The sequence below is a fragment of the Embleya sp. NPDC008237 genome (genome assembly GCF_042956465.1).
In the GTDB taxonomy this organism is placed as follows: Bacteria; Actinomycetota; Actinomycetes; order Streptomycetales; family Streptomycetaceae; genus Embleya.
In genome coordinates this window covers 71,822-97,763 of record NZ_JBIBGL010000026.1, presented here as the reverse complement: position 1 = coordinate 97,763, position 25,942 = coordinate 71,822, and the positions used below count along the sequence as shown (strand labels likewise).

General features: G+C 71.0%; 22 protein-coding genes and 1 pseudogene. 16 read left to right on the top strand and 7 right to left on the bottom strand.

The annotated features are described in order from the left end of the window. Positions 1-130 precede the first annotated feature (130 nt). From ACFZBU_RS43370 to ACFZBU_RS43350, 5 genes are all read left to right on the top strand, one after another. Positions 131-301, top strand: a complete 171-nt coding sequence (locus ACFZBU_RS43370) for a hypothetical protein (protein ID WP_391589311.1) — start codon at positions 131-133, stop codon at positions 299-301. Between the two features lie 71 nt (positions 302-372). After that, positions 373-942 (top strand): MauE/DoxX family redox-associated membrane protein, encoded by a 570-nt coding sequence (locus ACFZBU_RS43365; protein WP_391589310.1) that lies wholly within the window; start codon positions 373-375, stop codon positions 940-942. Between the two features lie 30 nt (positions 943-972). After that, positions 973-1,527 carry a hypothetical protein gene (locus tag ACFZBU_RS43360; protein ID WP_391589309.1) on the top strand — a complete coding sequence of 185 codons (555 nt, stop codon included), beginning with the start codon at positions 973-975 and terminating at the stop codon, positions 1,525-1,527. Continuing rightward, positions 1,524-3,440, top strand: coding sequence for an ABC transporter ATP-binding protein (locus ACFZBU_RS43355; RefSeq protein WP_391589308.1), 1,917 nt, complete (start codon positions 1,524-1,526; stop codon positions 3,438-3,440). Before ACFZBU_RS43360 ends, ACFZBU_RS43355 begins: the two co-directional genes overlap by 4 nt. Next, positions 3,437-3,988 (top strand): S26 family signal peptidase, encoded by a 552-nt coding sequence (locus tag ACFZBU_RS43350; RefSeq protein ID WP_391589307.1) that lies wholly within the window; start codon positions 3,437-3,439, stop codon positions 3,986-3,988. Before ACFZBU_RS43355 ends, ACFZBU_RS43350 begins: the two co-directional genes overlap by 4 nt. Positions 3,989-3,991: 3 nt before the next feature. On the opposite strand, the gene ACFZBU_RS43345 is transcribed toward ACFZBU_RS43350, so the two are convergent. Together ACFZBU_RS43345 and ACFZBU_RS43340 are read right to left on the bottom strand one after the other, a co-directional pair. Beyond that, on the bottom strand, positions 3,992-5,056 hold the full coding sequence (locus ACFZBU_RS43345) for a hypothetical protein (RefSeq protein ID WP_391589306.1): 1,065 nt from the start codon (positions 5,054-5,056) through the stop codon (positions 3,992-3,994). A gap of 988 nt (positions 5,057-6,044) precedes the next feature. After that, on the bottom strand, positions 6,045-8,750 hold the full coding sequence (locus tag ACFZBU_RS43340; RefSeq protein ID WP_391589305.1) for an AAA family ATPase: 2,706 nt from the start codon (positions 8,748-8,750) through the stop codon (positions 6,045-6,047). A 321-nt stretch (positions 8,751-9,071) separates the two neighbouring features. Here ACFZBU_RS43340 and ACFZBU_RS43335 point away from each other — a divergent pair, with 321 nt between their 5' ends. Together ACFZBU_RS43335 and ACFZBU_RS43330 are read left to right on the top strand one after the other, a co-directional pair. Then, positions 9,072-9,647, top strand: a complete 576-nt coding sequence (locus ACFZBU_RS43335; protein ID WP_391589304.1) for a hypothetical protein — start codon at positions 9,072-9,074, stop codon at positions 9,645-9,647. 151 nt (positions 9,648-9,798) lie between these two features. Beyond that, on the top strand, positions 9,799-10,458 hold the full coding sequence (locus ACFZBU_RS43330) for a hypothetical protein (RefSeq protein WP_391589303.1): 660 nt from the start codon (positions 9,799-9,801) through the stop codon (positions 10,456-10,458). A gap of 311 nt (positions 10,459-10,769) precedes the next feature. Here ACFZBU_RS43330 and ACFZBU_RS43325 read toward each other — a convergent pair whose 3' ends face one another. Together ACFZBU_RS43325 and ACFZBU_RS43320 are read right to left on the bottom strand one after the other, a co-directional pair. Continuing rightward, positions 10,770-11,834: a hypothetical protein gene (locus tag ACFZBU_RS43325; protein WP_391589302.1), complete on the bottom strand. Its 1,065-nt coding sequence runs from the start codon at positions 11,832-11,834 to the stop codon at positions 10,770-10,772. A gap of 410 nt (positions 11,835-12,244) precedes the next feature. Next, positions 12,245-12,391, bottom strand: a complete 147-nt coding sequence (locus tag ACFZBU_RS43320; protein ID WP_391589301.1) for a hypothetical protein — start codon at positions 12,389-12,391, stop codon at positions 12,245-12,247. A 28-nt stretch (positions 12,392-12,419) separates the two neighbouring features. On the opposite strand from ACFZBU_RS43320, the gene ACFZBU_RS43315 reads away from it, so the two are divergent. From ACFZBU_RS43315 to ACFZBU_RS43305, 3 genes are all read left to right on the top strand, one after another. Continuing rightward, positions 12,420-12,728: an SH3 domain-containing protein gene (locus ACFZBU_RS43315; RefSeq protein ID WP_391589300.1), complete on the top strand. Its 309-nt coding sequence runs from the start codon at positions 12,420-12,422 to the stop codon at positions 12,726-12,728. A gap of 956 nt (positions 12,729-13,684) precedes the next feature. Further along, positions 13,685-14,566, top strand: coding sequence for a hypothetical protein (locus ACFZBU_RS43310; RefSeq protein ID WP_391589299.1), 882 nt, complete (start codon positions 13,685-13,687; stop codon positions 14,564-14,566). A 443-nt stretch (positions 14,567-15,009) separates the two neighbouring features. Beyond that, complete coding sequence (locus tag ACFZBU_RS43305) at positions 15,010-15,861, top strand: alpha/beta fold hydrolase (RefSeq protein ID WP_391589298.1); 852 nt, start codon at positions 15,010-15,012, stop codon at positions 15,859-15,861. 78 nt (positions 15,862-15,939) lie between these two features. On the opposite strand, the gene ACFZBU_RS43300 is transcribed toward ACFZBU_RS43305, so the two are convergent. Next, entirely contained in the window at positions 15,940-16,695 is a 756-nt protein-coding gene (locus ACFZBU_RS43300; RefSeq protein WP_391589297.1) for a class I SAM-dependent methyltransferase, read from the bottom strand. Between the two features lie 728 nt (positions 16,696-17,423). Between ACFZBU_RS43300 and ACFZBU_RS43295 the strand changes: the two are divergent. From ACFZBU_RS43295 to ACFZBU_RS43270, 6 genes and pseudogenes are all read left to right on the top strand, one after another. Continuing rightward, a pseudogene (locus ACFZBU_RS43295) lies at positions 17,424-18,068 on the top strand (ABC transporter ATP-binding protein); the annotation flags it as partial. A gap of 77 nt (positions 18,069-18,145) precedes the next feature. Continuing rightward, positions 18,146-18,940: an ABC transporter permease gene (locus ACFZBU_RS43290; protein ID WP_391589296.1), complete on the top strand. Its 795-nt coding sequence runs from the start codon at positions 18,146-18,148 to the stop codon at positions 18,938-18,940. Between the two features lie 95 nt (positions 18,941-19,035). Then, positions 19,036-19,299 (top strand): hypothetical protein, encoded by a 264-nt coding sequence (locus tag ACFZBU_RS43285; protein WP_391589295.1) that lies wholly within the window; start codon positions 19,036-19,038, stop codon positions 19,297-19,299. 342 nt (positions 19,300-19,641) lie between these two features. Continuing rightward, positions 19,642-20,787, top strand: coding sequence for an epoxide hydrolase family protein (locus ACFZBU_RS43280; RefSeq protein ID WP_391589294.1), 1,146 nt, complete (start codon positions 19,642-19,644; stop codon positions 20,785-20,787). Positions 20,788-20,872: 85 nt separating this feature from the next. Next, positions 20,873-21,526 carry an EF-hand domain-containing protein gene (locus tag ACFZBU_RS43275; protein ID WP_391589293.1) on the top strand — a complete coding sequence of 218 codons (654 nt, stop codon included), beginning with the start codon at positions 20,873-20,875 and terminating at the stop codon, positions 21,524-21,526. Positions 21,527-21,611: 85 nt separating this feature from the next. Further along, the gene (locus tag ACFZBU_RS43270; RefSeq protein ID WP_391589292.1) at positions 21,612-22,301 is read left to right on the top strand and encodes a class I SAM-dependent methyltransferase; all 690 of its coding nucleotides are present in this window, start codon (positions 21,612-21,614) and stop codon (positions 22,299-22,301) included. A gap of 689 nt (positions 22,302-22,990) precedes the next feature. Here the strand turns inward: ACFZBU_RS43270 and ACFZBU_RS43265 are convergent. Both ACFZBU_RS43265 and ACFZBU_RS43260 read right to left on the bottom strand, forming a co-directional pair. After that, positions 22,991-23,551 carry a hypothetical protein gene (locus ACFZBU_RS43265; protein ID WP_391589291.1) on the bottom strand — a complete coding sequence of 187 codons (561 nt, stop codon included), beginning with the start codon at positions 23,549-23,551 and terminating at the stop codon, positions 22,991-22,993. 1,389 nt (positions 23,552-24,940) lie between these two features. After that, positions 24,941-25,159 carry a hypothetical protein gene (locus tag ACFZBU_RS43260; RefSeq protein WP_391589290.1) on the bottom strand — a complete coding sequence of 73 codons (219 nt, stop codon included), beginning with the start codon at positions 25,157-25,159 and terminating at the stop codon, positions 24,941-24,943. Between the last annotated feature and the right edge of the window lie 783 nt (positions 25,160-25,942).

Genomic DNA, 25,942 nt, shown 5'->3' with positions numbered 1-25,942 from the left:
TGTCCCGGACGCCCGTTCGGCTTGTCACGGTCGCTCCATGCGCCGGAGTCTCGAATCGTCCCTCCCGCCGGATCGCCGCGGCGGCCCGCCGGGAGGGCTTATCGATTCCATCGATCCGAGGAGCGTTCGAATGCTCGCGAAGCTCGAAGCCGTGGGGGCCGGTCTGCTGGCCCGCCTCGTTCCCGAGACCGAGGCTCAGGCCGCGACCTGCAAGGTGCGCTGCGTCGACGGTTGGTACTGGTGGTGCTGCAAGCACGGCAACACCTGGACCTGCACGGACCGTTCCGAGAGCCCCTGCTGATCCGATCCACCCAATGGGCCGGGCGGTTCCCCCGCGGGAACCGCCCGCCTCCGGCATTGCGGAGCCCGGTCATGCCCTACCTGGTCGTTGCGATCCGGTGTGCGATCGCACTGATTTTCGCCGTTTCCGCGTTCTCCAAGGTGCGCCGTCGCGCATCGTTCGGGCTCTTCGTCGCCTCCCTCCGGGAGATGGCGGTGCTGCCCGCCGCGCTGGTGCGTCCGACCGCAGTGGCGGTCGTCGCGGCCGAGTTCGCCGTCTGTACCGCGGTCGCCAACCCGTTCGGCCGGGCTTGGTATCCGTGGGGCCTGGCGATGGCCGGCGCCCTGCTCGTCGCCTTCACCGTCGGCATCGTGCGAGTGCGGCGCGCCGGTTCACGCGCGACGTGTCGTTGTTTCGGCGCTTCCACCCGCGCGCTGGGTCCGCTGCACGTCGTACGCAACACCGTCTGGGCCCTGGCGGCTCTGGGGGCCGCCTGGTGCGGTTTCGCCGATGCGGACGGCGGCGCGGTGCGAGCCGGCGGGGTGTCGACGGCGCTGGGCGTCGGCGTCCTCCTGGCCGTGTCGACGGTCGAACTCGAAGACATCGTCGACCTGTTTCGCGCACCGGCGGCCACCCCGGGTGACATCTCGCGTGCCGGCTGACGTCGGTCGTCCCGAAATCCTGGAGATCTCATGCGCTTTCTTGTGGTCGCCGTAATTTTGGTGGGTCTGCTGTGCGCCCTCGATCTGCTCCTGACGCTCGGGGTGGTCAAACGCCTGCGCCGGCACGCCGAACTGCTCGACGCACGCGTGCGCGACGCCGACGACGTTCGCTTGCCGATCGCCGAAATCGGTTCCGTGGTCGCCGACTTCACCACGGTGAGCGTCGACGGTCGGGAGTTGACCACGCGCGACGTCGCCGACGACACGCTGGTCGCGTTCCTGTCGCCGAACTGCGCACCGTGTCGCGAGAAGCTGCCGGATCTGGTCGCATACGCCGCCGCACTGCCGGGCGAACCGGATCGCGTGCTCGCCGTGGTCACCGGCGAACGCGCGCAATGCGCCGCCTTCGTCGGGGAGTTGTCCCCCGTCGCCCGCGTGGTGGTGGAGCCCCCCGGTGGCCCGGTCGGCCGGGCCTTCGCCACCTCGGCCTACCCGGCCACGCTTCGCGTCCGTCGGGTGGCCGACGGCCGGCTCGCCGTCGTCGACAACGACGTGGAACTCGCCGCGCCCGGTGTCGGGCGATGATCCCGGTACGCGTCACGGGTAGTCGACCATGGGCTGCGACCGCCCTGGCCGTACGGGCCGCGAAGGGTCCGCTGGCGATCCAGGTCGCGTTGACGGTGGTCTCCGGTGCGCTGCCGGTCTGCGTCGCCTGGCTGACCAAGCTCACCCTGGACGGCTTGGTGGAGGGCGTCCCGGGCTCGACCATGGTCGGGCTCGGCACGGCCTTGGCGGTCGTCGGTCTCGTCGCCGGGATCCTGCCGCAGGTGTCCCATTACGTTCGACGGGAGAGCGACCGCCGCATCGGCTTGATGGCGGACGAACGGCTGTGCACGGCGGTGAACGGCTTCGTGGGGCTGTCCCGATTCGAGGATCCGGCCTTCGTCGATCGGCTACGCCTGGCCCGGCAGGGCGGCGGGAAGAACCCCGGCACCGTCGTCGACGGATACCTCGGCATCGTCCGGGCGCTGCTCACCATCTCCGGCTTCTTGGCGACGCTGCTGGTGCTCAGCCCGCTGATGACCGTGCTGGTGTCGGCCGCGGGGGTGCCGACGATGATTGCGGAGTGGGCCCTGGCTCGTCGCCGGGCTCGCCTGGTGTGGACCATCGGACCCACCGAGCGCCGCGAGTTCTTCTACGGTTCGCTGATTTCCGACGGCGAAGCAGCCAAGGAGTTGCGGCTGTTCGGCATCGGCGGATTCCTGCGGGATCGAATGCTGGCCGACCGGCGCACCGCCAACGCAGCCAAGCGGGCCCTGGACCGCCGGGAGGTGGCCGTGCAGAGCGGCCTCGCCGCGCTCGCCGCCGCGGCCTCCGGGGCGGGCCTGATCTGGGCGGTCGGTGCCGCGCACGCCGGACGCCTGAGCGTCGGCGGCATCGTGGTGTTCATCGCCGCCGTGGCCGGGGTGCAGGCCGCAGTGCGCACGCTGGCCGCCGAACTGGCGCGCTGCTACGAGGCGGTGCTGCTGTTCGACCACTATCGCGCCGTGCTCGACTGTGCCCCCGACCTGCCGGTGGCCGCTTCGCCGCGCGCGCTGCCCGCGTTGCGTCGAGGCATCGAGTTGCGCGATGTCTGGTTCCGCTACACCGACGAGCACCCCTGGGTGCTGCGCGGCGTGGATCTGTGGATTCCGTACGGGGATTCGGTGGCTCTGGTGGGTCTCAACGGCGCCGGCAAGTCGACCGTGGTCAAGCTGCTGTGCCGGATGTACGACCCGACGCGCGGACAGGTGCTGTGGGACGGTGTGGACATCCGGGACGTCGACCCCTGCGCGTTGCGCGAGCGGATCGGCGCGGTGTTCCAGGACTTCGTCAGCTACGACATGACCGCTGCCGAGAACATCGCCCTCGGCGACCTGTCCGTGCTCGAGGCGTTGGACGCCGCCGGACCGAACGGTGGGGATGCGGAAGCCCCGGTCGAGATCCGCGCGGCGGCACTTCGGGCCGGCGTCCACGAAACCGTGGCACGGCTGCCGCACGGATACCGCACGCTGTTGAGCCGCACGTTCTTCACGGAGGCCGATCGCGACGACCCGGCGACGGGCGTCATGCTCTCCGGAGGGCAGAGCCAACGACTCGCGCTCGCTCGCGCGTTCCTGCGCGATCGCCGGGATCTGATGATCCTCGACGAGCCGTCCGCCGGCCTCGACGCGGAGGCCGAACACGAGATTCACGCCTCGCTGCGCCTGCACCGCAGAAACCGCACGAGCGTACTGGTCTCGCACCGCCTGGGCGCGGTCCGCGAGGCGGACGCCATCGTGGTGCTTTCCGGCGGCCGAGTCGTGGAACAGGGCGCGCACCACGAACTCCTGGCAAGGGATGGCGAGTACGCCAGGCTCTTCACCCTCCAGGCGGAGGGCTACCGAGCCGACGAGGACGAGATCTTGACGACGTCGGGCTCCCAACCGGGCACCGAGTCCCTGCGGGAGTTGTCATGAGCGGCTTCGCCCCACTTCGCGCGATCGCCGGCCGAGTGCTTGCCGCGCTCGCCGTCGCTGCGGGCGTCGGTGGGCTGTTGCGCTACGGCCTGGTCACCGTCACGGTGCGTGGGGCGAGCATGGCGCCCGCCTTCCGTGACGGAGACCGGGTCCTGGTGCTGCGCACCCGCGCGATCGGTGCCGGTGGCCGGCTCGTGCCCGCCCCCGGGCGCGGCCGGGTGGTCGTGGCCGAACGGCCGGACTCGGGGTCACCGAGCCCCGACCTGGCCCGGAAGCTGCGCCCGTGGTTGGTCAAACGTGTGCGTGCGACGCCGGGAGACCCGGTGCCGCTCGCCTCGGTGCCGGACCTGGGCGGGACGCCGGACGGCCGCGTGCCGGCGAACCGATGGGTTCTGCTCGGGGACAACCCCACAGTCAGCGTGGACTCGCGGGACCTGGGCTACTTCGCGTCGACGTCGGTCCGTGGCCTGGTGCTGTGTCTGCTGCCGCCGGCGCGGACGCCCGGGGCAGATTTCGTCGAGAGACCGGGGCGCACCCGCGGCGCGTAGGCGCTACCCGGAGGCCGTGTCCGCCGGCGAGACCCATCGGGCGATGTGGGTCCGGCCCCCGGCGCTTCGGCAGATCAGCCCGCCCTCGACGACTGTTCGCTCCCCGCGTTGTGGCGGTGGGAGTTCGAGCAGGCCGCGCCACCGGCCGGTCCGGAGATCCAGGACGGCCAAGCCCGTGGCCTCCCATTCGTAACGGCCACCGGCCGGGTACTCGTGTTCGACCACTGCGGCGAGCAATCGGCCGCGTGTGAAGATCGGCCCGTTGCATGCCCACGTGTCGTCGTCCGGCAGAGGTTCGCCGCTGTGTGCGACGATGCGCGCGCTCATCCCGGGGGTCCGCCACGGCACGGTCGAGACGAAGCCGTCGGAGTCGAGCACCACGAGGTCGGCGGTGTCCGACAGGGCGATCGCCATGACGCGTTCGCCGGGCACGCCCTCGGCCAACGCCGCGGGGTCGGTGTCGAGACCGTGCCACCGCAGGACGCCGTCCGCGGTCTCCGCGACGGCCAAGAGCGCAGTGTCGTCACCGGAGCACGCCGCCAAGGCGATCGTCGTGGACGCGCCGGGACCGATGGCGATCTCGACTCCTTCGTCCACCACGGCCGGCTGAGCGGTGACGCGCGTTTCGAGCGCCGCATTGTCCATTGGCTCCAGTGTCGCGGCGTCGAGCAGAAGCAGCCGCCCGCCCGCCTCCTGCCCGGTGTTCCATACCAGCGCCAGGCAGGCGCCGTCGGCGGTGAACCGGAGCGAGGGCCGGATGGGTCGTCCCGTCGCGACGGGGAGGGCGCTGCGGCGGGCCTGCCCGTCCGGGCCGTGCACCTCGATCGTCAGGTCTGCGCGCAGGACGGCCAGGCCGGTGCCGTCGGGACCGACCGCCAGGGCTTCTCCCGGGACGCGGTAGGGGCAGGACATGACGGCGGTCAGGCCCCGGTGGGAGTCGTGCACGGTGAGCCGGCCGCGGTCTTCCAAGGCGACGAATCGTCCGGCCGGATCCATCGCGGCCACCCGGCCGGCGGCAACGCCGACGTCGACGATGCGCCCGGCGGGGGAGGGGAGAGTGGTCGACATGGCTCCGTTCTACCTCGGTGGTCGGACGCGCAACGCGGGAGCCTCCGAGCAGCGGAGTGTTTCACGAGCGGTCACCCACCCGACGCCGTCACCGACCCCCGCGGCAACGCCACCATCCACACCGTCCAGGCCGACGGCAAGGTCGACCGCGTCACCGACGCCCAAGGGCACGAACGCGACACCACGTACGACGCGAACAACGACGTGCGGACGGCCGCCGACGCCATGGGCACCGGAACGGCCGGAACCGGATTCGTCCGCGAACCCTCGGGCAGCATCGTCGGTGTGAACATCGGGGCACCCACGTACTACCTCACCGACGCCCAAGGCTCCGTCGTCGGTCTCACCGACACCGCCGGTACCAAATCACCTACGCCTACGACCCCTACGGCAACACTCGCACCGCCACCGAAACGGTCCCCGACCCGCTCCGCCACATTGGCGCCCTACCTCGACCCGGCAGGCCTGTACAAGACCGGAGCCCGCAGTCCTGGCGTTCCTGAGACCACCCGACCCGTCGGGCCCGTCAGGTGCCCCGACGGCGCCACCGGAAAGGGCAGACATGACCGGGGCCTCGACGACGAGGAACAACAACCATCCATGGCGAACCTTCGTGGCCGCCTTCGTCTTCCTCTACGTGCTCATCGGCGTTGTCATGACGCTGGCCGGCTCCTCGGCGCAAAGCGCTTGGACCGCGCCCTCGGTCCTCGTGGCACCCGCCCTGGGTGTGGCAGCGGTGAGGTACCGGCGAACCCGGACGTAGCAGTCGGCGCCGCGAGCGATGTGTCGGAACGTGGCGCCGTCGCGTCGGCGACGGGGCCACGGGATGTCCCAAGTCGGCGCCGACGGTCGTGCCCCGGCACCACGACGCCGTAGTACGGCCGGAAGCATCCCGGCCGCACGACGACACCGAGAACTCTGCGTGCCCTGTACGAAGACGGCCGCGTTCCCCCAAGGGCCACGCGGCCACTCGGTCACAGTCGCTGTTTCAGGTAGTCCTTGCGGTGGGCAGGATCGAGCGCAGGCCGTGGCGGTCGCGGACGCCGACCTTTCGGTAGGCGCGGCCCAGCGTGTTGTCGACGGTGCGAATCGACAACCCGCACGTCACGGCGATCTCCCTGCTGGTGTGACCCTGTGCGGCCAGGAGGGCGATCTGATGCTCGCGGACGCTGAGGCTCGCGGCGGTGGACAGGGTCGCCAATGCCGGCGTCGCCGCCTCCTCGCATTCCGCGACCAGGATCAGCGCCCGCGATTCGGCGCGTCGGGCCGCCGCTTCCGCGCGTGCGTCGTGCGCGTGTCGGCGGAGTCGGGCGGACCGGGCCAGGCACTCGGCCGCGAGCAATACCGCGCCGTGGGCGGCCCACTGATCCGCCACGGCGCTCAGCGCATGCGGGTCGGCCGTGGCGACCGCGCGGGCATGGGCGGCGCGAGCCGCCGCGTGTGCGCCTTGGACCACGTCGGTCGACGCGATCACGCGGATCGCCGCTGCCCGGTCGCCCCAGCGGACCAGGTCGTGTTCGAGGGTCAGGGCCGCGCTCGGGTCGCCCCGGTCGCGGGCCGAGGCGGCGCCGGCGCGCAGGACCGCGTGAGCCTCGTCCGCGTGCCCGCGGCAACGCAGCGCCCAGGCGTACGCGCGCGTGGTGTCCCACCCGCACAGCGCGCTTTCGCCGTCGGCGACGGTCAGCGCGAGCTCGTCCGCCTCCGCTCCGGCGTGGCCGGCCTGGGCCCGGGCCAGGACCAGGCCGGCGAGCGCGCGCTGCTCGGCGAATCGGTGGCCCTGCACATGGGCCTGGGCGCGGGCCTCGGCGAAGAGCGTGGCGGCCTCCCGTAGGCGCCCGCGATCCAGCGCGATCCGGCCGTGTACCCAGCCGAACCACACGACCAGCGCCGGAACCGGTGCGCGCAGCAATTCGTCCAGGCCCTCGACGAGTACCCGTTCGGCCTCGTCGAGGCGCCCGGCCTCCAAGAGCGCCCAGGCAACCAGGTACGAGCTGCGGGCGGGATAGAAGACCTCGGTCCGGTCGGTGAGTTCGCGGTGCGCGGCGTACGCGGCGCGGGCAGTGCGGATCGCGTCCTCCGGCCGCGCGCGGGCGAGTTCGATGCGCAGGCGGGCCTGGAGATGCAGGACCAGGTCCGGTCCCGGCCGATCGTCGGCGCCGATGCCGGGGCCGGCGGCGAGTTCGTCGCCGGCCCGCGCGACTCGTCCCGTCGCGCCGAGGATGGTCGCGGTCCACGCGGACAGCGCGGGGGAGGGGCCGGCCCGACGAGCGGCCTCGCGTAGTACGGCCAGCGCGCGGGGCAGGTCACCGGGCCCGTAGAAGTGGTGCACGGCCAGGGCCAGCCCCGCCGGATGGGCGTCGGCGCCCCGGGCCGCGGCGAAGGTCTGCTCCAGGACCGCGATGCCCTCCGCGAACTCGCCCCGCTGTCCCAGCGCTTCGCCCAGCATCACCCCGGCCCGCACGTCGGGTCCGTGCCGCAGGGCGGCTCGGGCCAATCGGCACATGGTCTCCACGTCGCCGACGCCCAAAGCCTCGGCGGCGCCGCGGACCAGGAGTTCGCTGTCGGCGGTGCCGGTGGCGGCCAACTCCCAACGGGCCAGGGCCAGGGCGTCGCCGGTGCGATGCGCGCCGTGCGCCCGTACCCGCGCGGCCTGCTCCAGCAGGATGGCGCGGGCGCGCAGTCGGCCCACGCCGGCCCGCAGGACGGGCGCGTGGGCCGGTTGGGCGAGCACGAGGCGTTCCCGACGGTCGTCGCGGCGCAGACCCACCAGGTGCGCCGCCTCCAGGTCGGCCAACGCGTCGGCCGGGGTCTCCGGCGGCAGGTCGCACAGCGCGATCGGGCCGCACAGCGCGAGGAGTTCCAGCACGGCCCGCCGGTCGGGGGACAGCAGGTCGATCCGTTCGTCGAACGAGACACCCTCCAGCGAGTCGGCCAAGGGCCGCTTCAGGCACCAGATGCCGTGGGCCGGGCCCAGCCGATCGTCCGCGATCGCGGCACGCAGCGCCTCGCGGAGGTGGAGCGGGTTGCCCTGGCCCGCCGTCCACAGCGCCCGGACGGCGACCGTGGTGATCGGCGCGCCCAGGGCGGCGCGGAGCAGGGCGCCCGCCTGCCCGACGTCCAACGCGGGCAGTGCCACGTGCCGCAACGCGCCGCGACGCCACAGCGAGCGCAACGAGTCGGGCCAATCGGCGCCGTCGGGCAGCGTGGCCAGTAGGAAGATCGTGTCTTCGGCCAGCAACAGCGCGAGCAGTGCGGACGAGGATGCGTCGAGCAGGTGGACATCGTCGATCGCGACCACCGGCCTGCTCCCTCCGGCCGCCCGGCGCGCGGCCAGTTCGTCGCGTACCTGCCCGAAGAACGTCGCGGGCTCCTCCGGGCGCGCGCCGTGGGGCAGCAACGGGGTCAGCGCCGACAATGCCACGGACGCCGAAGCTCGGGTGGCCCGCACCCGTACGACGTGCCGACGCCGAAAGGCGGCCCCCGCGCCCGCCCTCGGCGGGCGGACGTCCGCCGGATCACCGCCACCGGCGGACCGGCCGAGGAACTCCTCGACGAGACGGCTCTTGCCGATCCCACCAGCCCCCGTGATCACGGTGCCGGTGCAGGTGGACGCGCGTAACGCACGCTCCAGCTGGTTCAGTTCCACGTCGCGGCCCACGAACGGCAAGCGCGTTTCTCCCGGAGCGATGTCCATCGTGACCCCCGTACCCCCGTCGTATCGGCCCCCCGGCCACGGCCCGCCAGACGGACACGTTCTCGGCAGCATGCCGGCCCCGGCTCGCCGCCGCACGAATTCGCGCCCTCGGGGACCGCGTTCGTTCGACGGGTCGGCGGTTCGATGGAGTATGCGTCGCGCCGAAATGGAGTAGCGGACCACTCTGTGTGCGGCGAGGCGGCCCGGTTGACAGTAGCCGTGCCGAGGACCGGTCGACCAAGTGCCGTCCGAGGTCCCGGCATTCCATATCGCTCGTCGGGCCGATCCGTTCGGCGCGACGTCATCGAACAGGACACCGATGTGAACGCGAGACGACTTACCCGTCGGTTGGCGCCGTTGGCGTTGATCACCGTGATCGCGGCCGGCACCCTCACGGTCGGCACCGCCGCCGCGGAGCGCTGCCAGGACTGCGAGCCGGGCGGCGGCGGAGGCACCGGCGGCGGCACCGGCGGGGGCGGCGGTGGTACCGGATCGAGCGGACCCACCCGCCACGTCCGGCTGACCGGCTCCGTCGCGACGACCGACGCGGAGGGCATCTTCGGCGACGACAAGCACTGCACCGACGCCTTCGCGTACGAACTGGCCGCGCCGATCGGCCAGTGGACGGTGAGCCGACGGGACAGCTTCTGCGGCGGCGAAGTGCGGTTGGAGACGTATGTGGACGTCTTTCCGGCGGCCGACGGAACGATGCAGGCGGTGGTGCGCCTCAAGCTGTTCGAGGGCACGAACTACCAGACGCAGGACCTGGACGGCGAGGCGAGCAAGATCCTGCCGACCATCGCGGTGGGCGGGTCCGGCGGGGCGAACGTCTACGTGCACAGCGGCGAGGGCGCCGCCGACGACGGCAGGTCGGACATCACCATCGAGAACTTCTGAGTGGGACCCACCGAACGAGAGTAGTTCCGAGTGGAGCCCACCGAACGAGCGGACTTCCGAGTGGGACCCACCGAACGAGAGCACTTCCGAGCGGGACCCACCGAACGAGAGAACGGCTGAGCGGGACACACCGAACGAGGGGGACGGATCCATGCGAGACAAGCTTCGGCGGCGGATGCGCAAGGCGGCTGTGCTCACGGCAAGCACCACCCTGGCGATGGGCGCGCTGACGATCGGCTCCGCGTCGGCGGAGCGCTGCCAGGACTGCGAGCCGGGCGGCGGCGGGGGCGGCGGTACGGGAGGCGGCACGACCACGCCGGTGGTCTACCGGCACGTCGGCCTGGAGGGCTGGGTGAACCTGTACGACCACGAGGGCGGCAGCACCTACACGCGCTGCGAGGGCAGCGGCGGCGACTACTTTTGGTACGACCTGCAGGCGCCGGTCGGCCAGTGGACCGCCAGTCGGCGGGACAGTTTCTGCGGCGGCGAAGTGCGCCTGGAAACCAGGATCGAGGTCAGGCCGAACGCCGACGGCACGCTGGACTACCGCGGCACCCAACTGCTCTACGAGGGCACCAGCACCACGACCAACGACCTCGACGGCAAAGCGGCGATCCCGCAGGCCGCTCCGGTGGGCGCGGGGGCCACCGCGGGCTTCGACGTCGCGGCCAAGAACGGCAACGAACAGGGGCATATCAACTTCGAGTTCGGCTCGACCGATGACGGCTTCCAGGTCTCCTTCAACTGGGTGCACGACGAGGGCGACCCCACCGACTTCACGGTCTCCCGCTTCCGGGTCCACAACGTCTGACCGGGTGATCGGACGCCCCGATCACCGGTTCGCCACCCCGGTGTTCGGGTCGCCTCGCTGTTCGGACCACGGCCACGTGCGGACGCAGCAGGCGCCGCGCCCCGGCCCCACCCGCCGTCCCCGGCTCCGGCGCGCCAGGCGGAGGCCCGGGGTCGGCGACTCCGGGGCCGGCTACCCGTGACCACGCGTAGACCTGCGGTGGGGCCGGCGTGGTGGGCGCCACGTCGGAGACCCCGAACCAGGGACACGAGCACGATCGAGGGTCGAGTCGAGGCTTTCACATGCACAGGTGGCGAAGTACCTCGGGAGTGCTACGGCTTGTAGGTGTTGCCGCCCGTGTCCTTGACGGCCTTGCACGTGCGGCCGGTGTCCGTCCCTGAGAAAACCGCCGGCGCCTTCTTGTTGTAGTAGTTCACGCTGTAGGTGTTGCCCGAGAACGTGTTCCCACCACTGCCGCAGATGTCCGCCCTCGGGAACGCCCAGTAGGTGAACATCCCGTGGTTGCCGTTCCCTCGGATCTTCCCCTCGAAGTCGCGGCCCTTCTTGAACACGTTGTTCTGGACCTTGTTGCCGCTGCTGCCGTCACTGGCACGGACCGGGTCGCCGGAGACGACCTGGAAGGTGTTCCCCTTCACCAGATTCCCGTTGCTCCCAGGGGTCTTCTGCGTCTGGTTGAAGGCGAGGTAGACGCCGTGGGTGTTCCCCGGGGCCTCCTTGTTCTCGAGATTGACGAATCGGTTGTTGGTGATCCTGGCCTGCGAAACGTAGTTCAGGTGTACACCGGCGTAGCCGTTGCCACCCTTGACCCAGGCATTGCCGATTTCCTTGAAGGTGATCCCGTTGACCACCAGCCCCTTGACCGGACCGTCCTGCTTGGTTCCGGTGGCCTTGATCCCGCCGTCGCCGTAGCGCTGCACGGTGTACGGCCCCTGGAAGTTCAGTTTCGGCGACTTCGGACCGACCTTCGTCCAGTACCCGTCCTTGGCCGCCCGCCCGTCGAAGGTGACGGGCCCCGTCCCAGGCTGAGCCTTGACGGTGACGGTCCCGGAGGCGATGCCCGGCGCCCACTCGACCCCGGCATCCGTGTAGGTGCCGCCGCGGAGCACGATCGTCGCGTTCTTCGTGTGCCTGGCCTCGAGCACAACCTGGGCATCACGCAGGGACCTGACCGGACTCTGCGCAGTCAGGCCGATCTTCCCGGCCGTCCGCGGAAGCGAATCCCCCGAACGGTCGGCTGGCGACAACCCGTCGGGGTCGACGTAAACGGTGACATCCTCGCCTGCGGCCGGGGCCGCCAGTGCCTCCGGCCCGCCCGGAACCAGGATCAGCACGGCCGCCGCCAGGCCCGGCAGACCGATGCGTAGGTGTTTGCGCATGGGCGTTCCTCCGCGTTCAAAGGTCATGTGCGGCACGAGGGAGAAGTCCGGCGCCGCCGCTCGTGCTGCCGAGGACGCTGCCGTGTGCACACCACCACCGGCAAGCACTTCACCCCGTTCGGGACTGTTCGGGACTGTCCCGGACAGCCCGTCCACCCCGGTGCCGAGGTCCGCCGAGGCGGCGCGGCGCCTGGCCGGGGCGACGATGGCGGCGCCGTAGGCGACGAGTTCGCGGCCTCGGCGGGCGATGCGTACGTGGTGGCCCGGGGCCGGTGGGCGGCGACTCGGCCGCCGCGCCGGATCTCCCACCGGGACCGGCTCGACCGGGCGGCGCGGCTGCGCCCGGTGACCGTCCACCGGTCCGACGCGCGATCTCGTTCGGCACCGACGGAGCGCTCGGCGTGGGACGTTCAACCGTCCGTGTGCGGCTGATCGTCGGTTGTCGGCGGTCCGTGCAGGCCGTGTTCGATCATGTCGACGAGGTCGTCGGTGGACGCGCGGGCCTGGGCGGGGGTGAGGCCGCGCAGGGGGCCGTCGACGAGGAGCGCGGCGAGCAAACCGGGCCGGAACGCCGCCGCGGTGCTGATGTCGGTGTCGCTCTTCGCGGGTGTGGGCGTCGCGCTCGCGCCGTCTGCCTCAGCCGCGAGCCACCCTGCGTGCTACCGGGATCTCAGGGATCACACCGCCAAGATCACGGGCAACAACGTCAATCTGCGCAAGGCCAAGGGCACTTGGAACCCGATTCTGCGGGTCCTGCAGAAGGGCGCGAAGGTCACCGTCTACTGCCAGGGCGTGGTCTACCGGGACGGCGACGCCGAGGCCGGCGAGTGGTACTACGTCAAGCACCAGGCATCGGGCATCAAGGGTTGGGTGCTGACCAAGTACGTTCGCTGATCGGCGGCCGCGAACGCGGCTCGGTTCAGGCCGCGACCACACGCCGAACACCTTCCGGAGGCCGGCACTCGAACCCGCACGCCACCGAACCCGCACGGCCTGCTGGGACTGGTCGACCAGGACGTCCTGTTCACCACGGTGCCCTCCCCGTCCGGCGGCCGGGCGTCGTTCTCAGGCCGCGGATCCGCGCCGACGGCCGCCCCGGCCACACGTCCGCGCCGACGCCGTGTGCGAGTCGGGTGGCGGGGGTTGCCGGGACGGGGCAGCGAGGGCGGTTCGCCGTGAGGTCGGCCCCGTCTCGGGGTGCGCGGTTTCAGGCGCGGGTTCGATCCGGACGAGTCGCGCGGATCGTCCGTCGCGCAGGAGGTCGTCGTGGTGGCGACGGGCCAGGGCAGAGGCAGCGCGGGTTCCGGGGGAATCTCCGGGGGCCCGGCCGTCCCAGGGGTTACAGCCAGGGTTGTCGTCCTCGTTCGTCAACCGTGGGCGCCCGGCGCCGGGGGAGTTCCGCGGGCGGCCCACACGTGTCGACCGGCCTTCCGGCGTCGGCCGGGTCCGGCATCGGCTTCTGGGGGCGCGGCATGCTGACGCAAGCTCCCACGCCCGACACGCACCCCGGACGAGGGGTGGCGTGCCCAGGCAAGGCGTCGGTCGAGCTGGGCGGGGCAGGGTTCGAGAAAATCGGGCAACGCCGTCGAGAAACGGACGGACAGGGCGGGGGAAGGCGGCACTCACGCCGCGGGGAACCGTCCCGGGGCGAGTCGGCGTCCGGCGTGTAGGGCGCCGCCGAGGTGGCCGAGTGGGGGCGGACCAGGACGTTGCCCTCGACGGACGCGGCCCAGGCACGGGCGGCGACGGCCTTGACGGCCCACCTGAGCTGTGTCGACGATTGTTCACTCAGGCGGCGACGCGAACGCTCCACCGGCTGACGCCGCCGAGAGGGGAGAGGAGAACCGACCGTGCCGGAGACGAGCGCGCTGGATGACGTCCTGCGAAGTGCTGTCCGAGTCCGCATTTCCTCCTCCATCTCGTCGTCCGGGGGCCTGATCGACGGAAAGATCGTTGTGGATCTGTCGGATCGGGCCGAGCGTGACCGCCTGCGCGTTGCCATGTCGGTGGAGTCACCGCTGCAGTGGCGCTGCATGTGCGGCGGCGATGTCAGGTTCGAGTTTTTCGACGCGGACGCACGACATCTGACCGCCGTGGTCCTCCACCATGGTGCGATGCTGCGTTGGGAGGGCTGGGCAGGTGACGCCGTCCTGACCGACGGCCAGGGGCTGCTGCGTTGGCTCCACGCACGCGGCGCACCTGGCCCGCTGCGGAAAGCCGAGGAAGACGAACTCCGCCGTGTGCAGCGCAAACTGGAGGAAGAGCGCTGGCTCGCGGCGATGCCGGACGCACTCGATGACCTTTCCGACCGGCTCCTCGGACTGTCCAGGAGCCCCGAAATCGTGTCATCGGGGTTCCTGGTCGAGCTTCACGATCGGGTGCGGCAGGCAATCCCCGATTCCACCGGCCGAGCACTGGCGCTTCTTGCGTGGCACAGCGGCGGTACCGGCCGATGTTCCGGATATCCGGTGCACGAAGACGTGCCGAGCCTGCTCCTCAAGGACCTGCCCATCGGCGACATCATCGCTGCCCTGCAGGATCCGAGGGCCGACGCGCGCCACCACGCGGGGGCCGTACGTCACCTCGTCGGGTGGAAGACGCGGCACAACCAGCAGAGCGACATCGATGCCGTCCCCGAGGCACTGAAGGCACGCCTGCTGCATTCGGCCCGGACGTCCGGCGACGAGGACAAGCAGGGCCGCGCGGAGCGGTGGCTGGCCGGCAGGTCCTGAACCGGTTCGTCGGAAGCAGGTACTGACCCTCGCGCTCCTGGTGGCGTGGGCGGCCAGTCCGTCGTCGACGGCGGCGTCGGGGTGTGACCACACCACGCCGAGCATGACGAGTCTCCGGGTGCGGTCGTGGTCGAGGCGTCCGGCGGCGAACCCGCCGCATCGGACCGCGCTGTGCCCGACGAGTATCCGTCGACCCCGTCGCGCGCGCGTCGACCACCGAGAACCCCCCACGCCCGACACCAAACGCCATCCGGGTCGTGCGTCGAATCACGCGGACATTTGGGTCGGTCGTCGCAGCGCCACGCTCGGGTCGCAGCGCCACGCTCACTCGGGGTGTTGTCGACGCCCTCGGGAGGCCATTCCGTCCGCAGCGGTATCGGGCGTGTTCCCGGGTAAAGGTGCCGATCATGCGCGGAAGAGGAGACGGAGCAGGAGATCAAGGCATGAGCTGGACACTCGGCGAGGAATTCGAGACGCCCGAGGGCGTGGTGCGATGGGGGGTGATGGGCAGCGGGGATCCGGTCGTATTGGTGCACGGTACCCCGTATTCCTCCTTCCTCTGGCGGGACATCGCTCCGGCGCTCGCCCGTACGCGCACGGTCTTCGTCTTCGACCATCTCGGCTTCGGCCGGTCCGACCGGCGCGAGGGCCAGGACCTCGGTTTGGTGGCCCACGGGAGGAACTTCGCCCGGCTCCTCGACCATTGGGAGCTGTCCCGTCCCAGCGTCGTGGCGCACGACATCGGCGGGGCCGTGGCGCTGCGGACGCTGCTGTCGGAGGGGAGGGACTACCGCGACCTGACGCTCTTCGACGCGGTAAGCGGCGGTGAGTGGGAGCGTGGACTCTTCCGGCTCATCCTGGAGCACGCGGATGTCCTGGGGCAGCTTCCGGACTACGCACACGAGGCGCTGGTCGCGAGCCACATGCGGCACGCGACGCACGTCGGCTTCCGCCCCGGGGTCCTCGACGCGTTTCTCGAACCGTGGCGAGGGCCGGCGGGACAGGCCGCGTTCTACCGCCAGTACCGCCAGATCAGGCAGGCGGACACTGCCGAGTACGAGCACCTGCTCGGTGGGATCTCGATTCCGGTGCGCATCGTCTGGGGCCGCGAGGACCGCATCCTGCCCCCGGAGTACGCCGAGTGGCTGCACGCGCGCATTCCGCACGCCGAACTGCACTGGATCGAGGGGGCGGGCCACCTCCTTCAGGAGGACGCGCCAGGGCAACTGGTGTCCCACCTCATCGCCGGGTTCCCACGAACGGATCAGGAAGGACGAACGGATCAGGAAGGATGACGGGAAAGCGGCGGCGACCGGCACCCGTGACGACCGGCGACGACGTACCCACCTTCGCCGCCCGGTGGATGTTCTTTGCTACCGGCGGTGGTCGGCGCGGAGTCGGAAGACCATGTAGGCGGCGTCATCCTCGACGGGATTGTCGTCCCCGTCCGCGACCGACACGGTCGTCAGCCCGGCCGCTGTGGCGAGTTCCTCGAATCCGGAGCGGGTGTACCAATGCAGCAGCCATGGGCGCTCCACGACGGTGCTCCCGTCTCTCGCGAGGCGTTCATAGCGCAGCAGGGAGGTTTGGGTTCGTGTTCTTTCGTCGTGTTCCTCGGACACCAGGGAGAATCGCAACTCGGCGCCGTCGTCGGCGGTGGCGGTTCGTACCCGCCCGATGCGATCGGGTGGGGTGGGTGAGGGGACGTGCAGCGGGATCAACGCGGACCCGCCGTCGACCAAGTGGTGCCGCACGCTTCGGAGGGCGGCGCCGGCGGCGGTGTCGTCCGGCAAGAGGTTGAAGGTCGGGCCGGCCAGGAAGATCGCGCGGAATCGCCGCGGCAGGTCGAGCGCCTCCATGCGTTGATGGTGGAGGGTGACGGTGATACCCGCCTCATCGGCCCGACGCCGGCAGCGCTCCAGCATGTCCGCAGAGGAGTCGACACCTTCGACATCCAGGCCGATTCGGCGCAGAGCGAGCAGCGGATCGCCGTCGCCGCAACCCAACTCCAGCGCCGGGCCACCCACTTCACGCACGAAGTTTACGTAGCTCTCGGGGTCCGGGGAGAAGGACTTCAACGGCCCATAGGACTCCGCGACGATTCCGGTATAGAAATCAGCCGGCTCCATGCGCCCCTCGTCAGCCCCATCCTTCACTGGATTACCCATCGTCGGCCCTTGGCTCGGTGGATCGCCGGCTCGCGGGATTGCTTGCTGCGGCACGGAGAACGGGATGATCCGCTCCGCGTTCTCGGTGCAGGGTAGCGCCGGCGTGATCGAAGCGACCAGCGAATAGACGAGCGCGAGGGCGTCTGTTGAGCGTTACCGTGAGCGGGCGGGTGAGTCTCGGCTTTACGATCCCCGCGGTGGCGAGGGCGGGTCGATCCGGCCCGGGTTGCGTGATCGTGTGTCGCCCTCGTTGTCGGGCCGGAGCAGCGGGCAGCCCCCGAATACCTCGAAGCGGTGCCTCGGCGACGAAGCCCGAAGGTGGTCGGTGTCGGCGTCGGCGGGGGAACCGGGGCATCGGATATCCGAGCCCGACGCCGTCACCGAGGCCGGGAAGGCCATGGCAGCCGCGAAGTTGGGACGGTGGCTCGAGGACAGGTCGAACGTACGCGTGTAGGTGATGGGTGCGACGAGCGGCCGGACGGGGCGGGCAGCGTGGTGCGTACTGGAACATCCCATCATCGTGCCGGGTCGCTCTGCCTCGAACCTCCCCCGTGCGGGGGAGGTCGTCCCCACGGTCGGGGGATCCGGCGAAGTACCCCGACATCGCAACCTTGAGGCACCGCGGCAAGCGGACGGCCCGACCCCGTGGCCGACCCCACGAGCCGACCGCACCTCAGGGAGCGAAACACATGATCCGGATCCGGAACCTGACCAAGCGTTATGGCGACGTGCTCGCCGTCGACGACCTCTCCTTCGAGGTCGCCTCCGGCGCCGTGACCGGCTTCCTCGGCCCCAACGGCTCGGGCAAGTCGACCACGATGCGGATGGCCTTGGGGCTGGACCGGCCCACGTCCGGTGGCATCACGATCGGCGGCCGGGAGTACACCGAGCTGCGCGAGCCGCTGCGACACGTGGGAGCCCTGCTCGACGCCGGTGCTGTGCACAAGCGTCGACGAGGGTACGACCACCTGCTCTACCTCGCGCAGTCCAACCGCATACCGGTCTCGCGCGTCGACGAAGTGTTGGCCGAGGTCGGCATGACCGATGCGGCCCGGCGTCGCACCGGCGGCTACTCGCTGGGCATGCGCCAGCGCCTGGGCATAGCCGCCGCGCTACTCGGCGACCCCGAGGTGTTGATCTTCGACGAGCCGGTCAACGGCCTGGATCCCGAGGGCATCCGCTGGATCCGCGACTTGATGCGATCGCTCGCCGCCGAGGGGCGCACGGTCTTCGTGTCGAGCCACCTGATGAGCGAGATGGCGCTCACCGCCGACCACCTCGTGGTGATAGCCGGCGGGCGACTGCTCGCCGACACGGCACTGAACGAATTCGTCGGTACGGGCGAGGCATTGGAAGACGTCTATCTCCGGCTGACCGCCGGGCGTGAGCAATTCGTGGGAGGTGGCCGGGCGTGAGCACGATGACAACGGCGCGGATGGTCGGGACCGATTCGATGTTCCCGGCCGCCGTGCGCGCCGAATGGACCAAGATCCGTTCGGTGCCCTCGACCGCATGGCTGCCCCTGGCGACCGTGGTTCTGATCGCCGGAGTGAGCACCCTCGTCAGCGCGTTCGTCGCCGAGGGGCAGCGCCGGGAGGACGGCGCCGAATACGACCCCTTCACCCTGGTGCACTACGGCGTCAACTTCGGGCAGATGGCACTCGTGGCCTTCGCCGTCCTCGCCGTGGCCGGAGAGTACGGCAGCGGCACGATTTGCTCGTCGCTGGCTGCGGTGCCCGATCGCCGGGTGTTCGCCACCGCGAAGTTGACGGTGATCACCGCGATCGCCCTGGTCACCGCCGTCGCATCGAGCCTGAGCTGTACGCTGCTCGCCCGCCTGGTCATGCCCGCCGGCGACATCTCTCTGACCGCGACGGAGACTTGGCGCACGGCGTTCGGACATGCCGCGTATCTGACCCTGTTGGCGGTGCTGTGTGCGGGGGCCGCATTCCTGCTGCGCACCCCGATGGCCTCGATGGGCCTGCTGATGCCCCTGTTGTTTCTGGGCACGGCCGCGCTCACGGCCATACCCGGCGTGCGCGAAGTGGCCCGGTTCCTGCCGGACAAGGCGGGCCAACGCATCATGCGACTGCGCGACTTCAACGCGCACGAGGTCGACCCGTGGCTCGGCATCGGTGTCATGGCCGTGTGGGCGATGGCGGCGACCGTCGCCGCGCTGGCCGCAGTGCGCAGGCGTGACGCGTAACGGCTACGGCCACGGCCGAGACGATTGGGCGGGCCGGAAGCCGAGGCTGCCTCGACGGGGTAGCCGGGGCGCTGCGGACAAGGAGGGGACTGCGGGTGGATCCGGACCGCATGGCCGGCATCAAGGCAATTGCGCAAGAGACCCGTGCGGAGCTGGGGTCGTCACCGGATCCGGAGGAGTTGCAGAGGTATCTGTTCGACAGAGGTGTTCACGGGGCGGATGCCGTTCTTGTGACCACGCAGGTTCTGGAGATCGGCTTGCGCGACGCGAATGCCGCGTTCTTCGGCAGCCCCCTTCGAGCCGCGGAACGCGACCTTCAGAACTCGTTCATCGATGCGCTTGCGCGGGCGTGGAGGTGAGGAGAACGGCCCACAACAAGCTTCGTATCTTGCGGTGTTCGTCGCGGGTGGCGGCCGTGGTGGATGCCGAGGCCGTCTCCGGCGCGGATGCGCAGCCGAGCGAGGTCGATCAGGGCATCGAGTACCGGCGGACGGCCTGCGCTGGGCCACACAACGATCCGTGCGAAACGGCCTGGGCGGATACCGGATCGCCGGCTGCCCCTACGACTGTCCGGAATCAGCCATCCGGAATCAGCGGAGACCGGTCGGTGTTTTCAGCTATCGATGCGATGCCCTCGCCGGCCGCGCCCCGGTCGTCCCGGGGGCACGCGCCCTGCCGGCGGACGAACCACCGAAGGACACATGAGCACGGAGCGATACCACATCTCGGTTCCAGACCACGTGCTCGACGACCTGCGCGAGCGGCTGGTACGCACCCGGTTCACCACCGCGACGGACGCGGTGCACTGGGCGGCCGGGGTCGATCCCGGCGACCTCCGCGAGCTCGTGGCGTACTGGGCGGACGGCTTCGACTGGCGGGCGGCCGAGGCCCGGCTGAACGCCTACCCGCACTTCCACGCCGAAGTCGGCGGCCGCAAGGTGCACTTCGTGCACATGCGCGGCAAGGGCCCGGCCGCAGCGCCGGCACCTCTGCCGCTGGTGCTCAGCCACGGATGGCCGAGCAGCTTCGTGGAGATGCTGCGGATCGCCGAACTGCTGACCGACCCGGGTGCACACGGTGCAGACCCGGCGGACGCGTTCGACGTAGTGATCCCGTCGCTGCCCGGGTTCGCCTTCTCCGAGCCGCCGAGCGGCCCGTTCACGCGGCGCGCCGTCGCCGAGACGTGGCACGCGCTCATGGTCGACGTGCTCGGCTACCCGCGCTTCGGTGCGGAGGGGGGCGACATCGGCGGCGGGATCACACAGTGGCTCGGCGCGCTGTTTCCGGACGAGGTGGCCGGCGTACTGGTCACCTCGTCGGTGGTCCCGACCGACTTCGGTGCGACGCCGCCGACGCCCGAGGAGCGGGAGTTCCTCGACGCGCTGGCCGGGTACGACGCCGCCGACGGCGGCTACAGCGGGATCATGTCCACCCGCCCGGACACCGTCGCGGCCGCGCTGGTCGACTCCCCGGCGGGGCTGCTGGCGTGGATCGTGGACAAGTACCGCGACTGGAGCGACTGCGGAGGCGATGTGGCGACGCGCTGGGACCGCGACACGCTGCTGACGGTGGCGACGCTGTACTGGGCGACCGGGTCGATCGGCACCTCGTTCCGCGAGTACTACGACTGGCCGCGCAACCGGCCGGTGCCGCCGATCGCCGTCCCCGGCGCCGTGACGCTGAGTAACGAGCCGGCGTTCCGCGGCATGCCGCGCGGCCTCGCCGAGCGGATCTTCACCGACCTGCGGCAGTGGCGCACCCCGGAGCGCGGCGGGCACTTCATGGCCCACGAGGAACCCGAGCAACTGGCCCGCGACCTGCGGGACTTCTTCCGGCCACTGCGGTGACAGGAGTAGGGCGCGCATCCAGTCGAGAGCAATGGGTACTGCTTCCGGTGAGCGGTCACCGGTTCACCGTCGGCGTCGTGGACCAGTGTCCGATGGCGGGCAGTTGTCGGTGGCCGACACCGACAACGACGGCAGGGTCGACGTCCACGAGGTCCACGCCCTCATGGACCGGCTGCATTCCATGCCGGAGGCCGTCACGGCCACCGCTCGGATCATCTTCGACGCCATCGACGAGAACCGCGACGGCCGAATCTCCCGCACCGAACACCGCCGCCTCGTCGAGACCTGGTACGGCCGCAGCGTCGACACGGACGCGGTCTTCGACCTGCTCGACCTCGACGGCGACGGCTACCTGAGCCGGCCGGAATTCGCCCTCCTGTGGTCCCAGTTCTGGATGAGCGACGACCCCGCCGAGCCCGGAAACCTGCTCTGCGGACGCATCCCGGAATCGGGCCGGCGAGCCGGAGGGCGTGATCCGGCAACTCGCCCGGCCGACGGGCTCCCGGTACTGCGAGGCAGGGTCGACCGCTCCTCCGCCGCCCGGGATGACGCGCCGGGTCGCCGTTCGGGGCAGCGCGGGTCCGGCGCGGAAACGGCGAGTGAGTTCCCGGGTCCTGTCCGATACGGCGCCGCGCGGGGTCGGAGTCGATCACCATCGGCCGAGTCGGGCACGCGATCCGGCCCGAACGCGCCTCGGTCGACGTCCCGCAATCGGTCGGCATTGTGTCGAAACCGTTGACAGCTCCGGGCCGTTGCGGTTTGGGTGGGCGCGTTGCTGTCCGTTTCGTGAGCGACCGTGGGTCGTTCGGGGGAAGGGATCGGTCATGGCGCGTATTCGTGAGGGGTATCGCGGCGAGGGACCCGGGGCGTTCACGCCGGACGGGTGCGCCGTGGACATGTACGACCGTCTGCCGGTGCGCGAGGAGCCGGAGATGATCGCCCTCGGCGCTCGCGAAGGGGCCCGTACCCTGCTCGAACTCGGTTGTGGAGCCGGGCGGGTGACCCATGCGTTGGTCGAGCGCGGGTGGGAGGTCACGGCGGTGGACGAGTCGTCGGAGATGCTCGATCGGGTACGCGGGGCAAAGACCGTACTGTCCACGATCGAGGACCTGCGGCTCGGGGAGCGCTTCGACGTGGTGTTGTTGGCGTCCTATCTGGTGCACACGGTCGAGCCCGCGTTCCGCCGGGCGATGCTCGACGCCTGTCGGGCACACGTCGCCGACGACGGGGTGGTGCTGATCCAGCGCGAAGGCGTCGGCTGGCACGACCAGTTGCCCCGGATCAGCCGGCATCCCGACGGTGCCGTGAAGATCCTCAGCTCCGAGCCGATCGGAGACGGAGTGCGCGCGGTGCACATCGAATACGAATTCAAGGACGCCACCTGGGTGCACGAGTTCCGTTGCCGCCCGCTGACGGACGAGGAGTTCGAGGCGATATTGGCGGAATCGAACCTGGCGCTGGACGGCCACCTGGACGAACTCCGCACGTGGGCACGCGTGTTGCCGGTCGTCTGAGAACGCTCCCGCCGAGCCTGGTCACCAACCGCCCGGCGGATAGCCCGCCTTCGACGCGTAGCCGGTGGGTGAGGTGGCCGCCGGTCGTCGGCCACCCGCCCGGCCTTCCACGGCGGCGATGGCGGCTCCGGCGTTTGCCCGGTCGCCGGTTCGAGGCCGAGGCCACGCTGTTCGACGACAGCGGCCCACCGGCGACCCCTCGGCGGTGGCGCCTTGGCGGCGGTACCGGCACCGGGGGGCTGCTACCGCCTCCGCTCGCGACCGGAACGGGCCGACGACCAAAACGCCCGCCCCGGCCGAGACCAAGCGCGAGCGTAGATCGGGACCACGATGGGCGCGCCCTTGATCGCCGCCCCTCCGTCCAGCCAATTCCGCCCAGCCAATTCCGCTTCGGCACAAGGCCGTTCACCGCCCTGAGCCGGGTGCCCTCCGCGGCCCGCCGAGCAAGGCCGCACGACGCCGGAGTTGCCACCCGGCGTAGGCGAGGCGGGAAGCACGGCGCGATGCCGCGCGACGACGCCGGAGTTCCCACCCGGCGTAGGGGAGGCGGGAACCACAACGCGATGCCGCGCGCCTCCCGGTGTCCGACCGTGGGTCCGGCCGGCCGGCCGGCGGTCGCGCTGTGGGAATCCACAGGCAGCCGCCGGCCGACGGGAGCCGCGTGGCGTCCCGGTGTCGCGCGGCGACCGTCAGGCGCGAACGGTCAACCAGGCGCCGAGTCCGTTGCATCCGCTCGCGCTGTAGGTGGTGCTCCGGTAGCCGGCCGGGATGGGCGAGCCGGGGCAGGTCCAGATGCCGTTGCGGACGAGTTGGTGGTACCAGGCGCCGATGCCGCTGCAGCCGTTGCGGTCGTACCCGGTCACGACGTAGCCGGACACGATGGGTGAGCCCGAACAGGTCCAGATGCCGTCCCGTGCGAGTCGGTGGTACCAGGCGCCGACGCCGCTGCAGCCGTTGCGGTCGTACCCGGCGATGACATACCCCGACACGATGGGTGAGCCCGAACAGGTCCAGATCCCGTCACGAACGGGCTGCTGTAACCAAGCTCCCCGGCCGCCACAACCGTTGCGGTCGAAGGCGGTGATGACATACCCGGCAGGCACCGGCTCGCCCGGGCAGGTCCACCCGCCCACGCGCGCGGCGGGCGCCGCCTCGGTTGCGGCGGCGGCCGTACCCGTGGCCGCGCCGGTGAGCATCACGGCTGCCAACAGAGCGACCGCTCCCACGATCGCGGCGGCCCTGTCCCGCATGGCCGCCATCGTCGTGCGACTCCACAGTCGACGGAATTCGCTGTTCAATTCACACCAGCCCTCTCGGCGTGTTCGCTTGATATCTCTGAGTAATCAAGGACCACCCGACAATAGGACAGGACGCACCGAACGCAAGCTTGATGGTCAGGATGGAAGAATCCGCGAAGAAGAACAGAAAAGCCACCCGCGAGGGCCGGAATACGACGCCTCCCGGTTTCCGGCCATCAGGCGCGCACGGGCCTTCCGGCCGGTTCGTGTCGGCAGGCGCTGCGTCTGACCAGCGGCGTTCCGAACAGTGGGTATACGAAAATCGTTGAACTCCGAGAGGCATGCGGAGCGGGATCCCCGCCCCGGGCTCGGCATGGGGTCTCGAAACGCCTCTCGTAGGAGGGTGCGTGACCGGCGATGATGCCGCGGTCGAGAAAGATGGGCGCAACACTTCCGAAAGTTTCCCGGGGCGACGGGGTCCGAGACGAGGGGCCCCTCGGCCTGTCCCGCGGCGATCCGGTCGCGGCAATCCCGTCGCGCCCCCTCGGACGCGATGGGCCGCGCCGGCCGTGCGTCACGGGATCGTGGGTCTCCGGCGGGTGCGCGGTTGCGGATGCCGGTGAAGTGCCCCGTGAACGCTCGGCGCGCTCGCTGGGCGCCGCGGGACGCGACCGTCTCGAACACCTCGCGGTGCCGGTCGCGACGTCGGGCGCCGACTCGCCGATCGGAGGCAGGTCGGCGGCGAGCCGGTCGTAGGCGTCCCAGAACACGGCGAGCAGGCGCAGCGTCAGGTCGTTGCCGAGCGGTCGGTGGTGCGTCTCGTGAAACTGCCGGTTCGTCGAAGCCCGCATCGCGGCAGGCGACTCGCCGCCGAAACACTCGGTCCGTAAGCGCCCCTGGCGTTGCGACCGCCCCGGCCGGACCGTACCTCCCCAGTCGCGGAGCAGGGAGGCCGACAAGGTGGTCGCGCCCCAGTCGCTCGCACCGGCACGGGTTCCGCCTCGGACGCCTCGACCGGGGATCGGTGTCTCGTACGTGTCGAGCGCCGGCCCGGGACCCCGACCGGGCCGTCGCCCACGTCGTCATGAACGCGGCGGTCACCGGCGGGGGTGACCATATGCGGGCGCGTCGCGTGCCGACAATGCCGGCGCCGGTGCACCGGCAGCCGGCCCGGGAGCGCACGCCCAGCTGATCCGGACGGACCCGGCGCCGCAATTCCGGCGTGCCGAAGAGGTGTTCGGGTCGTCGGTGCCCGTGACGACCTCCTCGCCGGCCCGGGTCGAGGGCGGCTCCCGAGGTCTTCTCGGTGAGGGTTGGCGGCGGGTCTGCTCGGATGGCCGTTGCCACGTGGGCGGTGGGTGCCCGGGGGATCGAGGTCGCGGCGGTCTGCGGTTCGTGGAGCTACGGGTGGTTCGGTGGCCAGGGGTAGCCGTACTGCTCGGCGGCTTCCCGCGTACCTCCCCAGAGCCGGGCGCCGGCCCGGGGGTCGCCTGCGGTCAGCCCTGCCGCGATTTGCTCTGCCTGCTCGGAGGGGTCGCCGGCGGAGATCTCGATGGTCAGCCCGAACTGGAGCCAATGGCGGTCGGTGTCTGTCGCGCCGCGGGGACACGTCAGGACCACGTCGATGCGATCGGGTTCCGTGCGCTCGGACCAGACGGCGTCCAGGTCGCAGTCCCACCGGGCCGGCCCACCACCGCACCACCGCGCCGAACAGCCGCCTGGCGTTCGAGCCCTTCCGACGTCATGTGCCTTGGTTGCGGTGCCCGAGGCCCGTGGTGATCGTCTCCCGGGTGTGGCCGGCATCCACTACCGCACCATCGACACCGTCCAGCGCCTCCCGGCCGCCTGCCGCGCGACGTCCGCACCTTCGCGGAGCGGGAGATGCGGTAGCGGAGGCGGCGATGGGCGGGTGTCGGCCGGCTCACTGCCGAACGCGCTTGCCGCTCACGGTCGTTCGCTGTGGGTACCGCTCCGATACGGACGCCTCACAGTCGTTCGCCGTGGGTTCCGCTCCGATACGGACGCCTCCCGGCCGTTCGAGAACTGAGCAGCATGCCGGAAGCGTGCACGTTCGCGTGTGCGCCCCGGCAGCACAAGAGCCGCGCCTCGGTCTCCCGGTGCGCGCGGACCACGTTGAGGCAGTGCCGATGGTCGGGGCCCTCGATCCGCGCCGTCGTCCCCGCTTCGGTCAGCGGGATCCGCCCACGGTCGGGTCGGCCGGTGCGAATCCGGACGTCCCGGACGCCACCGTGGCCGCTCGGCGCCCTGTGGCGAAAGCACCACGTCGTCGGTTCACCCGGTGGTCGTCGTGGGCTCGGGCACCGAGGGCGAGGTCGCGCACCATACCGACGCAGACTTCCGAACCCCCCGGACGGCTGATCTTCGTCCTGGGTTCGCGCGACC

What these genes read in the sequence shown, in the direction of transcription:
- ACFZBU_RS43370 (WP_391589311.1), top strand. Translation starts at nt 131, where the DNA reads ATGCTCGCGAAGCTCGAAGCCGTGGGGGCCGGTCTGCTGGCCCGCCTC.
- ACFZBU_RS43365 (WP_391589310.1), top strand. Translation starts at nt 373, where the DNA reads ATGCCCTACCTGGTCGTTGCGATCCGGTGTGCGATCGCACTGATTTTC.
- ACFZBU_RS43360 (WP_391589309.1), top strand. Translation starts at nt 973, where the DNA reads ATGCGCTTTCTTGTGGTCGCCGTAATTTTGGTGGGTCTGCTGTGCGCC.
- ACFZBU_RS43355 (WP_391589308.1), top strand. Translation starts at nt 1,524, where the DNA reads ATGATCCCGGTACGCGTCACGGGTAGTCGACCATGGGCTGCGACCGCC.
- ACFZBU_RS43350 (WP_391589307.1), top strand. Translation starts at nt 3,437, where the DNA reads ATGAGCGGCTTCGCCCCACTTCGCGCGATCGCCGGCCGAGTGCTTGCC.
- ACFZBU_RS43345 (WP_391589306.1), bottom strand. Translation starts at nt 5,056, where the DNA reads ATGTCGACCACTCTCCCCTCCCCCGCCGGGCGCATCGTCGACGTCGGC.
- ACFZBU_RS43340 (WP_391589305.1), bottom strand. Translation starts at nt 8,750, where the DNA reads ATGGACATCGCTCCGGGAGAAACGCGCTTGCCGTTCGTGGGCCGCGAC.
- ACFZBU_RS43330 (WP_391589303.1), top strand. Translation starts at nt 9,799, where the DNA reads ATGCGAGACAAGCTTCGGCGGCGGATGCGCAAGGCGGCTGTGCTCACG.
- ACFZBU_RS43325 (WP_391589302.1), bottom strand. Translation starts at nt 11,834, where the DNA reads ATGCGCAAACACCTACGCATCGGTCTGCCGGGCCTGGCGGCGGCCGTG.
- ACFZBU_RS43315 (WP_391589300.1), top strand. Translation starts at nt 12,420, where the DNA reads ATGTCGGTGTCGCTCTTCGCGGGTGTGGGCGTCGCGCTCGCGCCGTCT.
- ACFZBU_RS43305 (WP_391589298.1), top strand. Translation starts at nt 15,010, where the DNA reads ATGAGCTGGACACTCGGCGAGGAATTCGAGACGCCCGAGGGCGTGGTG.
- ACFZBU_RS43300 (WP_391589297.1), bottom strand. Translation starts at nt 16,695, where the DNA reads ATGGAGCCGGCTGATTTCTATACCGGAATCGTCGCGGAGTCCTATGGG.
- ACFZBU_RS43280 (WP_391589294.1), top strand. Translation starts at nt 19,642, where the DNA reads ATGAGCACGGAGCGATACCACATCTCGGTTCCAGACCACGTGCTCGAC.
- ACFZBU_RS43270 (WP_391589292.1), top strand. Translation starts at nt 21,612, where the DNA reads ATGGCGCGTATTCGTGAGGGGTATCGCGGCGAGGGACCCGGGGCGTTC.
- ACFZBU_RS43265 (WP_391589291.1), bottom strand. Translation starts at nt 23,551, where the DNA reads ATGCGGGACAGGGCCGCCGCGATCGTGGGAGCGGTCGCTCTGTTGGCA.